The organism is Paenibacillus tritici (assembly GCF_018207515.1).
In the GTDB taxonomy this organism is placed as follows: domain Bacteria; phylum Bacillota; class Bacilli; order Paenibacillales; family Paenibacillaceae; genus Paenibacillus_AQ; species Paenibacillus_AQ tritici.
Genome location: NZ_CP073365.1, coordinates 1,933,421 through 1,948,873 on the forward strand (window position 1 = coordinate 1,933,421; position 15,453 = coordinate 1,948,873).

The 15,453-nt window shown below is 57.1% G+C and carries 9 protein-coding genes; all 9 read left to right on the top strand.

The genetic code is table 11. From position 1 onward, the window contains the following. Positions 1-143 precede the first annotated feature (143 nt). The 9 genes from KDC22_RS08225 to KDC22_RS33855 all read left to right on the top strand — a co-directional run bounded on the left by KDC22_RS08225 (position 144) and on the right by KDC22_RS33855 (position 15,419). Positions 144-4,088 carry an S-layer homology domain-containing protein gene (locus KDC22_RS08225; protein WP_211722684.1) on the top strand — a complete coding sequence of 1,315 codons (3,945 nt, stop codon included), beginning with the start codon at positions 144-146 and terminating at the stop codon, positions 4,086-4,088. 267 nt (positions 4,089-4,355) lie between these two features. Continuing rightward, positions 4,356-6,647, top strand: coding sequence for a helix-turn-helix domain-containing protein (locus tag KDC22_RS08230; protein ID WP_211722685.1), 2,292 nt, complete (start codon positions 4,356-4,358; stop codon positions 6,645-6,647). 535 nt (positions 6,648-7,182) lie between these two features. Further along, a complete protein-coding gene (locus KDC22_RS08235) occupies positions 7,183-7,374 on the top strand; it encodes a hypothetical protein (protein WP_211722686.1) in 192 nt (63 codons plus the stop codon). Between the two features lie 731 nt (positions 7,375-8,105). Beyond that, positions 8,106-8,990: an ABC transporter permease gene (locus tag KDC22_RS08240; protein WP_211723945.1), complete on the top strand. Its 885-nt coding sequence runs from the start codon at positions 8,106-8,108 to the stop codon at positions 8,988-8,990. 15 nt (positions 8,991-9,005) lie between these two features. Further along, complete coding sequence (locus tag KDC22_RS08245) at positions 9,006-9,911, top strand: carbohydrate ABC transporter permease (RefSeq protein ID WP_211722687.1); 906 nt, start codon at positions 9,006-9,008, stop codon at positions 9,909-9,911. 58 nt (positions 9,912-9,969) lie between these two features. Beyond that, on the top strand, positions 9,970-11,649 hold the full coding sequence (locus KDC22_RS08250) for a type 2 periplasmic-binding domain-containing protein (RefSeq protein WP_246553392.1): 1,680 nt from the start codon (positions 9,970-9,972) through the stop codon (positions 11,647-11,649). A gap of 143 nt (positions 11,650-11,792) precedes the next feature. Further along, entirely contained in the window at positions 11,793-13,064 is a 1,272-nt protein-coding gene (locus KDC22_RS08255) for an SGNH/GDSL hydrolase family protein (protein WP_211722688.1), read from the top strand. A gap of 26 nt (positions 13,065-13,090) precedes the next feature. Continuing rightward, positions 13,091-14,674 (top strand): glycoside hydrolase family 95 protein, encoded by a 1,584-nt coding sequence (locus KDC22_RS08260; RefSeq protein WP_343221957.1) that lies wholly within the window; start codon positions 13,091-13,093, stop codon positions 14,672-14,674. Beyond that, positions 14,631-15,419, top strand: coding sequence for a glycosyl hydrolase family 95 catalytic domain-containing protein (locus KDC22_RS33855; RefSeq protein ID WP_343221958.1), 789 nt, complete (start codon positions 14,631-14,633; stop codon positions 15,417-15,419). The genes KDC22_RS08260 and KDC22_RS33855 overlap by 44 nt, the downstream gene beginning before the upstream one ends. The last annotated feature ends 34 nt before the right edge of the window (positions 15,420-15,453 follow it).

A 15,453-nucleotide genomic window follows, 5' to 3' on the forward strand; every position in this document is an offset into this window, starting at 1 on the left:
GATGCCCGGCTGAGTTTTGTCCCCCATGGGCAGGGGGAGCTGTACGCTGAACACCGCAGATGTACCTATCCAAGGGGGCGGCAACGGCCTATGATCTTCTCGAAAGAAAGCGCTTTATAATTTGCCGAGGGGAGCTGGGGGAGTTGAAGTCACTGGGTAAGAGAATCGGCCTGTGTCTGCTGATGCTGATCATGACAGCGGCACAGGCCGGACTTGCGGGAACCGGGCAGAATGTTGCAGAGGCAGCGGACAAGGAGCTGGCGCAGAAGCCTTATATGGGCTGGAGCAGCTTCAGTATGCAGGTGTATGAGCCTTCAGGAAACTGGATATCGGCGGACAGCATCAAGAAGCAGTCGGATGCCATGCATGAGAAGCTGCAGCAGCACGGTTATGAGTATATTAATATTGACGCAGGCTGGAACGGGAGTATGGATGAATACGGCAGACCCCTGCCAAGTACGGAGCGTTATCCGGACGGGTTCCAGGAGGTCATTGATTATGTCCACAACAACGGGCAAAAAATCGGAATCTACCTGATCCCCGGCTTGTCCATCGACGCCTATAATCAGAATCTTGAAATCTACGGTACAGGCGGAGAATGCCGGATGCAGGACATTGCCGTGCAGCCGCTGAAGATTGTGGATGCATGGAACGCCTACAGCTACAAGATTGATTTCAGCAACCCCTGCGCGCAAAAGTATATTGATTCCATCGCTGATATGCTGGGCGAATGGGGTATCGACTTCGTCAAATTTGACAGCGTGACGCCGGGGTCGGGAATCAACAATCTTAGCCTTGATGCACGCGGCGATGTGGAAGCCTGGTCCAAGGCCTTGGCCCGCCATGACATCTGGTTCGAGCTCTCCTGGGCGCTGGACCATAACTATGTGGACTTCTGGAAGAAGTACGCCAACGGCTGGCGGATTCAGTGGGATGTGGAAGCCTATGACAGCAATGTGGGTCTGACCCAATGGGCCAACATTGCCCGCTTGTTCCCGGATGCGGCCATATGGTGGCGGGATGCCGGCCCAGGCGGGTGGAACGACTTCGATTCGCTGAATGTCGGAAACGGTGCGATGGATGGTCTGACCAAGGATGAACGGCAGACTGCCATGACCTTCTGGGCGGTGTCTGCCGCTCAGCTCTATATCGGCAACGATATGACCCGGCTGGATGAGTACGGGCTGCAATTGCTGACGAATGATGAGGTTATCGCCGTCAACCAGTCCGGTCGTCCGGCCCATCCGGTGTCGATGGATACCAAGCAGCAGGTGTGGTATGCGAATAACGGCGATGGCACCTACAATGTGGCCCTGTTCAATCTCGGCAGCCGCAGTGCAGAGGTAGGGATGAAGTGGAGTGATATCGGCCTGGAAGGGCCGGCTTCTGTCCGTGATCTGTGGAGCCACACCGAGCTTGGAACCTTCGGGGACGGGTACAGTTCAGGCGCGCTTGAACCTCACGCTTCGCGGCTGTTCAAGGTGACCGCCAAGGAAGGCATCTCGACGGTGAACGATGATGATACCGGGCTGCGCTATACAGGCTCCTGGAAGCGTAACGGCGGGAAGGAGCAGATTCCGGGCAGCCAGGATATGAATATCAGCATCAGAGATTCCTCACCTGCCCCCGGTGAAGGAGAGCCGGGGGACGGCGGACAACAGGGAGGCAGCGCTGGGCCGGAGCCGGGCAATCCCGGAGCCGGAGGCGGAGCTTCGGTTACCCGCTCAGTCTATGTCAATGACAGCAATCCGGCCATTACCTACAGCGGGGCGTGGTCTTCCTCGACCGGCAGATCTGCCGGGGACCACAGGGCAGATGTGCATTATACGGAGCAGAACGGCGACTATTTCCGGTATACCTTCAGCGGGACGGGAATTGAGCTGCTGACGGAGAAGGACCCGGCCCAAGGCGATATGCTGGTGTATCTGGACGGGGCGGCAGAGCCGCAGCGGATAAGCACGTATACTGGCGGGGACAAGGAGGCCCAGCAGATTGTATACAGCGCCTCGGGGTTGACGGAGGGCGAGCATACCTTGAAGGTGGTCAAGGACTCCGGCCAGTATATGCTGCTTGATGCGCTGCGGATGACGACTGGCCAACTTGTTGATCCGCAGACAGGCAGCTTCGATAAGTCATCCGGCAGCCAGGCCGATCTGGAGATTGCGCTGGCCGCAGGCAGCGATTCGCTGCTGGTAATCAACAATAAGGGGACTGCCCTGCAGCCGGGCACCGATTACACTGCTGACGGCAGCACAGTCATCCTGAAAAAAGAGTATTTGCTCAACCAGCCATCCGGCCTGGCAGAGCTGACGCTCGTCTTCGACGGAGACTGCAGCGAGCGGTTCACGGTCCAGATCACAGGCTCCTCCGCAGTGCGCTACGAACAGATCAACAATGATGATCCGGGAATCACCTATAACGGGTCATGGTCCCGCAGCACTGGCAGAGGCATGGGAGACTATAAGGATGATGTGCAGTACACCGAGAATAACGGTGACTCCTTCGAGTATGACTTCAAGGGTACAGGGATCAGCCTCTATACCGAAGTTGACAGCTCGCAGGGAGATATGGATATCTATGTGGACGGCGAATACAAGGAGACGGTAAGCGCGTACCGCAACGGGCGGCTGGCCCAGCAGAGCCTGTACCGCATCTCCGGCCTGGAGGAAGGCATTCACACTCTGCGGGCGGTGAAAAAATCGGGGCGGTTCATGCTGCTGGATATGCTGAAGGTGGAGATTCCCGACCTGATCAATCCGGTGGAGGCCGCCTTCAACAAGGCAGCTCCTGCTCAAGCGGACATTGAGGTAACCCTGCTCCGGCAGCCGGGGCTGTTCGGCGGCATCCGCCAGGGGGCAACGCCGCTGGTGGAGGGCACGGATTATACGCTATCCGGCAGTACGGTCACGCTTTCTAAGTCTTATCTTGCCGCACAACCGGCAGGAACGCTTGCACTGACCTTTGAATTCCTCGGGGATTATCAGAACGATGTGCATTCCACGGAGACGGACGGGGACTATTTTGAGTATGCTTTTACAGGTACGGGGATTTCACTGGTGGGACCGAAGGGCCCGGAACTGGGGGACATTGAGCTGTATGTGGACGGCGAACTGCGGCAGACAGCCAGCGCCTACAGCGGGAACCGGCAGATTATGCGGACGCTTGCTGTAATCCCGGGACTGGGTGCGGGCTCGCATCTGCTGAAGGCCGTGAAGAAGTCAGGCGGACTTATGCTGGCCGATCAGTTGCGAATCACCCTGCAGGGTGCTAACGGGGGCCCGGGTGAAGAGCCGACGGCAACCCCGGCTCCGGGTACTACCCCGGAAGCCACTGCAACGCCGGAGGGTACAGCCACACCCCAGCCAGGAGGCACAGCGCACACCGGAGGGAATTCAGCTCCGGCAGCAACGGCTTCGCCGGTAGTGACCGGGACGCCTGCATCGTCTCCAGCGGTCACCCCGTCTTCTACGCCCGGCATTGCAGTGGAGCAGCATTCTGCATATGCCAAAGGCTATCCGGACGGCTTGTTCCAGCCGGACCGGAAGATTACCCGCGCCGAGATGGCAGCGATGCTCGCCGCAGCAATATCCCCGAAGACCGGCGGAGGGCCGGCTTCCTTCAAGGATGTGAGCGCAGGCCACTGGGCGGCAGGAGCCATTGCCCGGGTGGCAGAAGCCGGGCTGATGAAGGGCTACAGCGACGGCAGCTTCAGGCCCGGGCAGCTGATTACCCGAGCGGAGATGGCGAGTCTGGCATCCGGGCTGATCCCGGCAGACCGTGCCGCCGGCCGCGGATTCCCGGATATTGCCGGACACTGGGCGGCGGAAGCCATCCAGAAGGCGCAAGGTGCCGGAATCCTGAGCGGCTATCCTGACGGCAGCTTCAAGCCCGGCAATCCTGTAACGCGGGCAGAGGCGGTTACGGTGCTTAACAGACTGACCGGCAGAGGGCCGCTGAAGGGAATCGCTGCTTCTCCGTGGAGGGATGTTCCACTCACCCACTGGGCTTATGCGGACATCATGGAGGCTGCGGTGAATCATGGCTGGAAGCCAGCGGAAGGAGGCGGTGAGCAGCTCAGTGAATCCTAGCGCCTGAGTCTAAGCTTGTGAAGGATAGTATCCTTCGCGCTGACACTGCCGCTCCCGCTCCCGCGATGACCGCGCCGGGCGGCAGCGGGGTGCAGGCAGCGTAATCGGAATGGCTAATAAAAAGCAGCGATGCCGGCTTCGCATCGCTGCTTTTTATTCATTCCCGACTCCTGCTATGCAAGGTGCGTATGACAAATGCTTGACTGGATGGCAAATTGTTTTAAGCTAATATAATGATAGCGCTACCACTAGAGGGGGAATCTTTTCATGCCCAAGTACTCCAAGCTGTTCCGCAGATTTCTGATCTCCTATCTGGTCATCTTAATCATTCCCAGCATCGGGGGCTATATGTCCTACCGTACCTCCATCTCTGTAACCCAATCCATCTCTATTGAGAACAGCGTAACCCAGCTCGAGAAAAGCCAGGAGATCCTGGAGCGCCGCATGGCTGAGGTCGAGGGGCTTACGCGGCAGCTGGCGATTAATCAGGAACTGAATGTGCTGATGAATGAACGGGGCGGTGCAACCAACGTATTCGGAATCTGGAGAGCGATGCGCAATGTTCTGACGTTCGGACAGACCAATGATTTTCTGCAGGATTATTATATTTATCTGGCCAATTATGATCTGGTGCTGACCGCCGGCTCCTCTTACCGCCCGGATCATTATTATGATATATACCATTACGCAGACCTCTCCCTGGCGGATTGGCAAAAAGAGATTCTGGAACGGACGCACCGCAGTGAAATCAAGCCGCTGAGTGCTTATGTAAGCAAAGGGACGCAGACCTCGGTGATCACCTACATGCAGTCGCTGCCGCTGGACAGCTTCAACAACTCTTCTCCGGCAGTCGTAGTGGTCAATATTGACGAGAAGATCATCGCCAGTCTGCTGTCCGGGCTGACCGGGCGTGATGGCGGCTGGGTACATATCAGTGATGCGGACGGCAATACCATAGTCCTTCAGGGGCAAAACGATGCCTATGTGGATAGAATGGCTGCCGACCCCTTGTTTGACGGGGATAAGGTAAGCCAGTTCTACAGGGACGATCTTGTCATTACGACCCGCTCCGGCACGAACGGCTGGGTGTATCAGGCAGGTATTCCGCGCAGTGTGCTGATGGAGAACGCGAATACCATTAAGCATATGACCTGGATGATTACCGCTGGTGCCCTGTTCCTCGGTCTGCTGGCCGGGCTTGTCCTGGCCCACAGGAACAGTATGCCGATGAACCGGCTCCTGGCTGTAATGAAGGAGCAGTTCGGCAAAGAGGGCAGCCCGGAGCGCAATGAATTCGACTTCCTGAGCGGGAATATCGCCGATATGATTACCAAGAACAAGCTGCTGGAGAGTGAGCTTACCCGCCAGCTGCCTGTGGTCCGGGATGCTTTTCTCAAGCGGCTGATCGCCGGGGAATTCGAATCCAGGGAAGAGATTATCTCCGCAGCCGAGCAGGCGGATATTGGTCTGGGTGAAGGAAGCGGATATGCCGGGGTTCTGCAGATCAAGGGTTACTCCGGGATGGACAGCGTCGAAATTCTGAATGAGCTGAATGCCGCCCGGCTTCTGCTGAAGCAGATGTTCACGGACCTCGCGGGCCCGCTCCCGATGACGGATATGGGTTCGGACAAAATAGTCATCCTGTTCTTCTCCAGCACAGAGGACGGGGGACCAGCGGGCCATGAAGACGGGACGGAGCATCTGATGGATCGGTGGGTTCAGCAGGTGTTCGAGGAATACCGCATCTCGGTGCAGGGTGGCCTTGGGGCGTATTTCTCTTCAGTTACAGAGGTTAGCGAATCCTTTGAACAGGCCAGACAGGCCTTGGAGTATGCCGTCTATACGAACAGCAAAGGAGTCGTACGCCATCAGGAGGTGCAGATTGAGAATACCACCTACTATTATCCGCTGGAGACGGAGCAGCGTCTGATCAGCACCATCCGTGCCGGAGAGGTGGCGGAGGCCAGAAGAATCATTGAAGCTACCTTCGCGCAGAATCTTGGCCCCCGGGAGCTGTCGCTGGAGATGAAGCATCAGCTGATCGGGGAGCTGAAGGGGACTTTTCTCAAGCTGCTCGATCAAAAAATCTTCATGGAGTCTCCGCTCGGGGAGAGCGTCAAACGGCAGATTATCGACATCGGCACTTCTTCGGCGCTGGAGACTATCCAGGCGGAATTCCTTGAGCTGACCGGAGAGCTGTGCGGATACATCACTCACAAAAAGAAGGACGCCCATACCCAGATCATCAAGCAGATGTATCAGTATACCGCAGAGATGTATGCCGACACCGAGCTTACCCTGTACCGCGTCGCCGAGCATGTGGAGCGGCCGGAGAAGTATATCTCGCAGCTGTTCAAGGAAGTAACGGGTGTGAATTATTCGGATCATCTGATTAAGGTGAGAATGGATGAAGCGGCTATCCTGCTGAAGGAGAGCCGGTACACCGTCGATGAGATTGCAGCCAGAGTCGGTTACAACAGCTCGCATTCCTTCCGGCGGGCGTTCAAACGGCTGACCGGCCTCTCGCCGAGCACCTACAGACGTTCGCATAACGACTAGGAAGGCATGAATTCACACACTGAAGCGGCTGCTGCTGTCCACGAACCGGATAGGGCGGCCGTTTTTGGGGTCGGGATATATCCGAGGAAGGCCGGGAGCGGGCGGGACGAGGCGATGAGGGGTAGAAATGCACCTCATTCGGCTGAAAGCGGGCGGGACGAGGGAATGAGGAGCAGAAGTGCACCTCATTAGGCTAGAAGTGGGCGGGACGAGGGAATGAGGAGCAGAAGTGCACCTTATTCAGCCGGAAGCGGGCGGGACGAGGCGATGAGGGGTAGAAGTGCACCTCATTCGGCCGGAAGCGGGCGGGACGAGGCGATGAGGGGTAGAAGTGCACCTCATTCGGCCGGAAGCGGGCGGGGCGAGGAAAAGAGGAGCAGAAGTGCACCTCATTCAGCCGGAAGCGGGCGGGACGAGGAAAAGAGGAGCAGAAGTGCACCTCATTCAGCCGGAAGCGGGCGGGACGAGGCGATGAGGGGTAGAAGTGCACCTCATTCGGCCGGAAGCGGGCGGGACGAGGAGAAGAGGGGTAGAAATGCACCTCATTCGGCCGGAAGCGGGCGGGGCGAGGGAAGGAGGAGCAGAAGTGCACCTCATGCGGCCGGAAGCGGGCGGGGCGAGGGAAGGAGGAGCAGAAGTGCACCTCATGCGGCCGGAAGCGGGCGGGGCGAGGGAAGGAGGAGCAGAAGTGCACCTCATGAGAAGTCTAAGGGATAAATCCCTCTGAATTCGCCGCGAGTGGGCGATCGGGAGAAATGAGAGGGACAAATCCCTCTGAATTCGCCGCGAGTGGGCGATCGGGAGAAATGAGAGGGACAAATCCCTCTGAATGCGCCGGAAGTGGTGGATCGGGGGGAATGAGAGGGATAAATCCCTCAGATATTCAGGCGACTGTTACCAGAGTCAGCAAACAAGCTCCAACGGTACTTGCCCCCCCAACGGTACTTGCCCCCCCCAACGGTACTTGCCCCCCCCAACGGTACTTGCCCCCCAACGGTACTTGCCCCCCAACGGTGCTTGCCCCCCAACGGTACTTGGCCCCCCCAACGGTACTTGCCCCCCCAACGGTACTTGCCCCCCAACGGTACTTGCCCCCAACAGTACTTCTACCTCCTAAGTTACCTGATTCACCAACAGGTCTTCTTGCCAAGATGAGCAGCTGTTACCTCCATTGTGGGGGTACGGGGAACAGCCTGTACAGGCGGAATTCAGGATGTAAGCGTATGCTATGAACCCCGGATTCCGGGTTAACTGTACGTAAAATACGGAAGTGTACCTGTTCAGGACCCGCCGCCGGACCTTATGATCGAGTCGTGGAGAAAGCGCTATCACACACAAGCAACACTGACGCTGGCATCATTCATAGGGGGGATTATTCTGGAGAAGAATCTGATATTACACCACAAGCCGGCGCCCCGCAGCAAAGGCCAGAGCTGGCTGTCAAACGCCGGAAAAAGCATGCTGAAGCACTGGCAGCTCCATCTGCTGGTCATTCTACCTTTGCTGTTTTTTCTGATTTTCAAGTATTATCCGATGGCGAATGCGGTTCTGGCGTTCAAGGATTATAACGTGATCAAAGGCATTTGGGGCAGTCCATGGGTAGGCTTTAGGAACTTTGAACTCTTTTTCGAGAATCCGATGTTCTGGACGCTGGTGAAAAATACCATTCTGCTGAGCGGCTTCCTGCTGCTGGCAGGGTTCCCGATTCCAATCCTGCTGGCACTGATGATCAACGAGATCCGCGGCGGACGGTTCAAACGGTTTGTCCAGCTTGTATCCTTCGCGCCTTACTTCATCTCGACGGTGGTTATGGTCTCCATTATTATGCTGTTTCTGGCCCCGCGCCTCGGCTTCGCCAATATTGCCCTGAATTTCTTCGGGCTGCAGTCGGTGAATTTCCTCGGGGAGCCTGGCATGTTCCGCTCGATTTATGTCTGGTCCGATATCTGGCAGACCGCCGGCTATAGCGCCGTTATCTATCTGGCCGCCCTGGCCGGCATCGACCCTACTTTGTATGAAGCAGCCAAGGTGGACGGAGCCTCACGGTTCCAGAAGATCCGCCACATCGACCTTCCGGGCATTGTGCCGACGATTGTGATTATTCTGATCCTGAATGTGGGCAATGTGATGGCGATCGGTTTTGAAAAGGTCTATCTGCTGCAGAATCCGCTGAATATCGTGAATTCTGAGATTATTGCCACCTATGTGTACCGGATCGGCCTGCTGAACGCCAATTACAGCTTCGCCACCGCCGTCGGCTTATTCAACTCCTTCATTAATCTGGTCCTGCTGCTTACGGTTAACGGCTTGGCCAAACGAATCACGAACAACAGCATCTGGTAGGAAAGGAGTGCGCGTATGGCCGCTTTGCCAGCAGTTTCCCACAAAATCAAAGAATCCACCGGTGACCGGATCTTCCTCACGGTGGTCTATACGGTACTCGTCCTTGTAGTGATCGCCGTACTGTATCCGCTTATCTTCATTATCAGCAGCTCCATCAGCAGTCCGGCGGCAGTTACCTCCGGCAGGGTGTGGCTCTGGCCTGTCGATATCTCCTTCAAGGCGTTCAGGGTATTATTCAGCACGCATGAGATTGTTTCCGGCTATGCCAACTCGATTTTTTATACGGCGGCTGGTACCTTAATCAGTGTGACCCTTACGGTTATGATTGCGTATCCGTTATCGCGCAGAGCGTTTTTTGGCCGGAATGTGTTAATGATGGTGATTACGTTCACGATGATCTTCAGCGGCGGGCTGATCCCCACCTATATGGTGGTCCGGCAGATGCATCTGATTGATACCCGCTGGGCGCTCCTGATTCCGAACGCGATCTGGGTATGGCAGGTGATTATTGCCCGTTCCTTCTTCCAGTCCTCCATCCCGGAGGAGCTGCTGGAAGCCAGTGAGATTGACGGCTGCAGTGATATGCGGTTCATCCGCAGCGTCGTGCTTCCGTTATCCAAGCCGATCCTTGCGGTGCTGGTGCTGATGTATGCGGTGGGACAATGGAATTCCTATTTCGACGCGCTAATCTATCTGAAGTCGGCGGATCTGTTCCCGCTCCAACTGGTCCTGCGCAGTATCATCATCCAGAATAACAGTGCCGGAGCGATGGATGCGATGGCGATGGTAGAACGGCAGCAGATGGCGGAGCTTCTGAAATATGCGCTGATTGTTGTGGCTACGCTGCCGGTGCTGGTGATTTATCCTTTTGTGCAGCGTTATTTCGTTCAAGGCATGCTGGTGGGTTCCGTCAAGGGCTAAGGTCCGGCAACCGCATCTGCATTCACCCTGTTCAATTATAAAGAGGGAGTGATTGATTTTGAGAAAAAGCCTAATTCGTTTGTTCATGCTGGTAACGGTACTTACCGTTGTAATCAGCGGATGCTCGGGCAAAAACACAAACAGCCCTTCGGGCGCCCAGGCCACTAGTGGAAATGCAGGCGGAAATACACCAGCGGCAGCGGCACCTGTGGAGGTCAGTGTGTTTGCGGTTCAGGAATCGGGCATTGATATCCCGACCAATAAGTTCACCGCCTTCCTGCAGGACAAATTCGCCATCAAGTTCAACTGGCAGATCAACCCGTCCGACGGGGCCAAAGAGAAGCGCCAGATCTCGCTGGCCAGCGGGGACTATCCCGACGCCTATCTGCTAACCTCTTATATCGACGAATTCTCCCAGGGCGATGTGCTGAAATACGGCCAGCAGGGCGTGCTTGTTCCGCTGAATGATCTGATTGAGCAGCATGCCCCGAACATCAAGGCAGCGATGGAAAAGACCCCTGCGCTGAAGACGCTCGTCACAGCACCGGACGGTAATATTTACGGTCTGGGCGCCTACACGGAATGCTTCCACTGCTCTTATCCCAACAAAATGTGGATCAATACCGAATGGCTGAAGAAGCTGAATCTTGAAGAGCCGAAGACTACCGAGGAATTCAAGCAGGTGCTGGAGGCCTTCAAAACCAAAGACCCGAACGGCAACGGCAAAGCGGATGAAGTGCCGCTGAGCGGCTCCACGGAAGACTTCGGCGTACGGATCATTCCTTATCTGATGAACAGCTTCGTCTATGACGATGACCGCAATTACCTCAACCTGACGCCTGACGGCAAGGTTGAATCGGCAGCCGTTAAGCCGGAGTGGAGAGAGGGCCTGGCCTACATCAAGTCCCTGTTCGATGCCGGGCTGATTGATCCGGGAGCCTTCACCCAGAATGCTGAGGCCTTCAAGAAAATCGGCGAGAATGCCGATGCAGAAATTCTTGGCGCCGGTGCGGGCATGCACCCGGCCATCTTCGTGAACATTGATCCGGGCAACACCCGTTCGGCGCATTACAATCCGCTGGCTCCGCTTACCGGTCCCTCCGGCGTATCGTTCACCACACATGATGCAGGCGGTGTAACCTCAGGAGCCAAGTTCGTCATCACCAACAAAGCGAGTGAGGAAGCGAAGATCGCCCTGATCAAAATGGTGGATTATATGTTCACACCGGAAGGCCAGACCAATGCGGCCAGCGGAATGAAGGGCATTGACTGGACTGATCCGGGCGAAGGTGATGTGGCACTCGGCAAGGATTCCAAGCCGATGATCAAGTCGATTCCGCTGGCGGAGGGTGAAGCGCCGCGCAATGCGGGCTGGAGCGGAATGGGCCATTTCTATATGCCGAAGGAATACCGGGACACCTTCGTCCAGGGAACGGATATCTATGCTTCGAGCGGTTATGAACGCAGACTGTACGATGCTACCCTGCTGTATCAGGGCCATGAACCGAAGGATCTGTTCCCGCTATGGTCGATCTGGATTGATCCGAGCGATATCGACGAAGCCAGCATGCTGCAGACGAATCTGAGAAATTACATTGAGCAGAACGAGCTGCAGTTCATCACTGGCAATAAGGATCTGAACAAGGACTGGGACGCTTATGTGAAGGGTCTGAAGGACCTCAAGCTGGACCGTTATCTGGAGATTCTGCAGAAGGCGTATGATGTGTCGGCCAAATAAAGCCGCATAACGCGGTAACGCGGGCGGGCGGAATGCTGCAATAGTGATGCCGGCCACTTGGCCGGCATTGCTGTTGATAGCGAGTGCGAACTTTTACCGCAAGGGCAGGCTCAGGCAGATTCATTGATTATGGAGGTGAAATCATGTGCGTTCAGAATAGCGCCGGCAATGTCGGCCACCCAAGTATCATGCCGCGCCGGGGGTTGCCCGGAATGCGGAGCAAGCTTGCGGGGAATACCCCGCTGACGGTAGCTTTCCTTGGCGGCTCGATTACGGAGGGGGCGGGCGCTTCGGATGCGAGTGCGGCGAGCTGGCGCGCACGGACCGGAGCCTATTTGCAAAGGCTGTACGCCGGCCATCCCGTGCGCTGCATCAATGCCGGAGTCGGCGGGACGACCTCCATCTTCGGAGCGCACCGGCTGCAGGAGCATGTGCTGCGGGAAGGGCCGGTAGATCTGCTGTTTATCGAATTCAGCGTCAATGACGGGGAGGACCGCGGGGAGTCCATCCGCGGCATGGAGGGAATTGTCCGCCAGTGCCGGCGGCTGTCGCCGGAGACGGAGCTGGTCTTCGTGTATATGGCGGCGGATAAGAACCTGACCGGCTACAAGCCGTTCAACATCGCCGTGCATGAGGAGGTGGCCGAATATTACGGCATCCCTTCGATTGACTGTGCAGCCATGGTATATACGATGATCCGCACAGGGGAGCTGGATTGGAAGCGGTTCGCTCCTGACGGCTACCATCCGCTCGACGACGGACATGCGCTGTATGCCGCCTTTGTGCAGGAGTATGTACAGCAGGAGATTGCGTGCGGCGGCTCTCAGGCGGAAGGTAAGGGGGCGGCGGGAGCGGCGACAGGGGCGAAAGGAAAAGAAGCAACGGAAATGCCGGGAACGTCCATGGAGAAAGAGGCATCCGAGGTGAGAGCGGCGGGAGAATCGCAGGATAATGCGGCCACGAGAGCGGCGGTGTTGCCCGTACCTCCGCTCGATCCCCGGAGTTATGAGTACGCAAGAATGCTGGATTACAGCACTGCCGAATATTCGGCAGCCTTCCGCGTGCAGGAGCTGCAGCCGGGGGAGCCGCTGATGAATTGGCGGTTCGCTACAGCACATGCCTGTACGGAGGACCCGCAGGCGGAATTCACGTTCACCGTGACCGGACAAGGTGCCGGGTTGGTGCTGCTGTACGGGCCTGATTCGGGGATTCTGGAATACTCGCTGAACGGCGGGCCTTACACTGAAATCAATCTGTTCGATGACTGGTGTCCGGGAGCCTACCGTCCTGTCCTGGCATTATTCCCGGTTCAAACGGAGCGAGGGGTGCTGCAGATCGCCGTCCGCAATACAGGGCGCAGGGACAGCCGGAGTACCGGGAACGGCCTGCGGGTGCTGGGGCTGCTCTGTAACTGAAGACAAGACAGACAGGAGAATGCAGGATGAATGATTATAAATTATGGTATTCAGCCCCGGCAACAGGCTGGTCTCAGGGACTGCCGCTGGGCAACGGAAGAATAGGAGCGGTGGTGATGGCTGCTCCGCTCCGTGAAGTATGGAGCATGACCGAGCTCACCTACTGGTCAGGGCAGGCTGACCCGGAGCCTGCTCCCGCACGGGGCAAAGCTGTGCTGGAAGAAATGCGCAGGCATTTCATGAACGGGGATTATAAGGAAGGCGACCGTCTTGCCAAGCAGCATCTGCAGCCCGGGAAGCAGAATTTCGGCACGAATCTTAGATTATGCGAGGTGGTGATCGAATTCGTGGAGCAGGGGCAGCAGCCCGGAGAGACCGGGCACTTCCGGCGGGAGCTGGATTTGACTGCTGCGGTGGCCGGTGCCGTGTATCACGGCCGGAGCGGGGCACTGCATCGTGAGGTCTTTGCCTCACATGCCGGCAATCTGGTGGCGTCCAGAATCTGGAGCAGTCAGCCTGGGACGGTGTCTTTTACGCTGAGTCTGGTGAAGGGAACAGAGGAGTTCACAGTGGCAGCCGCAGATGGCGGTACGCTGGATTTCGAGAGTCAGGCGACAGAGAAGATACACAGTAACGGCGCTTGCGGAGTCTATGCCAAGGGACGGGTCCAAGTGATAATATCCGGCGGCAGGATTCATAGCAGGGACGGGCAATTGGTTATCGAAGGAGCAGATGAGGCGCAGATATATTTCGCTGTCAGTACCAGTTACCGCCGTTCGGGCAAGGACTGGGAGTCCGAGAGCCGCAGAACCTTGGAGCAGGCCGCAGGGAAAAGCTACGGACGGTTGCGGGAAGAGCATATTGCCGATTACCGGGAGCAGTATGACAAAGTGAATATTCAGCTTGGCCGTTCATACATGGCCGATCTCCCTACGGACCAGCGGATTCAATCCCTGGCGAGAGGCGGGGAGGATGACCCTCAGCTGTTCGCATTGTTCTTCCAGTACGGACGGTATCTGACGATTGCCGGGTCACGGGCTGATTCGCCGCTGCCGCTGCATTTGCAGGGCATCTGGAACGACGGCGAAGCCTGCCGGATGGGCTGGAGCTGCGACTATCATCTGGACATCAATACTCAGATGAATTACTATCCTGCGGAGATCACGAATCTCGGGGAGAGCCATCTCCCGCTGATGCGTTACATTGAAGAACTGGCACAGGCAGGAAGAACTACCGCCCGTAATCTGTATGGAAGCCCGGGCTGGGTCGCTCATGTCGTCTCCAATGTCTGGGGCTTCACGCTCCCGGGCTGGGAGACTTCATGGGGGCTGAATGTTACAGGCGGACTATGGCTCGCCACCCATCTGATCGAGCATTATGAGTACAGCAGGGACCATGGATTTCTGGAGCGTCAGGCGTACCCTGTGCTTAAAGAAGCTGCGGTCTTCTTCCTGGATTACATGTGTGTCCATCCCCGGTACGGCTGGCTGGTGACCGGCCCGGCGAATTCACCGGAGAACAGCTTCTATCCGGGGGCTCCCAGGCGAGGGAGCACAGCAGCTGTCCATGGGACCGGCTATGGATCAGATGCTGGTGCGGGAGCTGTTTGAATTCTGTCTGAAGTCGGCGGAGCTGCTGGGCAGGGACGATGACTTCCAGCGGATGCTGCGGGAGGCGATTGCCAAGCTGCCGCCGCTTCAGATCGGCAGGCGAGGACAACTGCAGGAATGGCTGGAGGATTATGAGGAAGCCCAGCCGCAGCACCGGCACCTGTCCCATCTGTTCGCCCTGTATCCCGGTCACCAGATCACTCCCGGCGGGACACCGGAGCTTGCCAGAGCAGCCAGAGTGACGCTTGAGAACCGGATGCTTCAGAATGAGCTGGAGGATGTGGAATTCACGGCGGCCTTGTTCGGCCTTGGTTTTGCCAGACTGCACGACGGGGAGAATGCCTACAGGCATATCTCGCACCTGATCGGCGGCCTGTGCTTCGAGAATCTGTTCACCTATTCCAAATCGGGCATAGCGGGAGCGGAGAGCAATATCTTCGTGATCGACGGCAATCTCGGCGGTACGGCTGTAATTGCCGAGATGCTGCTGCAGAGCCGTGCAGATGAGATTCATCTGCTGCCAGCCCTTCCTGCGGCATGGAGCAATGGAACGGTAACCGGACTGCGGGCCAAGGGCAATGCTGAGGTGGATATCGTCTGGAATAACGGCCGGCTGACGGCAGCAGCGGTCCGCACTTCATCTCCGGGCAAGGTGACGGTGCGCTCGGGTGATGCGGAAATTTCGTTCCTGGCAGAAGCAGGAGGAGGTTATCTATTCAACGGCCGGCTAGAGCTGTTGCCATAATTCGGGGGCAGAGTCCCCTCATTTCACAAGCTTA

What these genes read in the sequence shown, in the direction of transcription:
- KDC22_RS08230 (WP_211722685.1), top strand. Translation starts at nt 4,356, where the DNA reads ATGCCCAAGTACTCCAAGCTGTTCCGCAGATTTCTGATCTCCTATCTG.
- KDC22_RS08235 (WP_211722686.1), top strand. Translation starts at nt 7,183, where the DNA reads ATGCACCTCATTCGGCCGGAAGCGGGCGGGGCGAGGGAAGGAGGAGCA.
- KDC22_RS08240 (WP_211723945.1), top strand. Translation starts at nt 8,106, where the DNA reads ATGCTGAAGCACTGGCAGCTCCATCTGCTGGTCATTCTACCTTTGCTG.
- KDC22_RS08245 (WP_211722687.1), top strand. Translation starts at nt 9,006, where the DNA reads ATGGCCGCTTTGCCAGCAGTTTCCCACAAAATCAAAGAATCCACCGGT.
- KDC22_RS08255 (WP_211722688.1), top strand. Translation starts at nt 11,793, where the DNA reads ATGTGCGTTCAGAATAGCGCCGGCAATGTCGGCCACCCAAGTATCATG.
- KDC22_RS08260 (WP_343221957.1), top strand. Translation starts at nt 13,091, where the DNA reads ATGAATGATTATAAATTATGGTATTCAGCCCCGGCAACAGGCTGGTCT.
- KDC22_RS33855 (WP_343221958.1), top strand. Translation starts at nt 14,631, where the DNA reads ATGGGACCGGCTATGGATCAGATGCTGGTGCGGGAGCTGTTTGAATTC.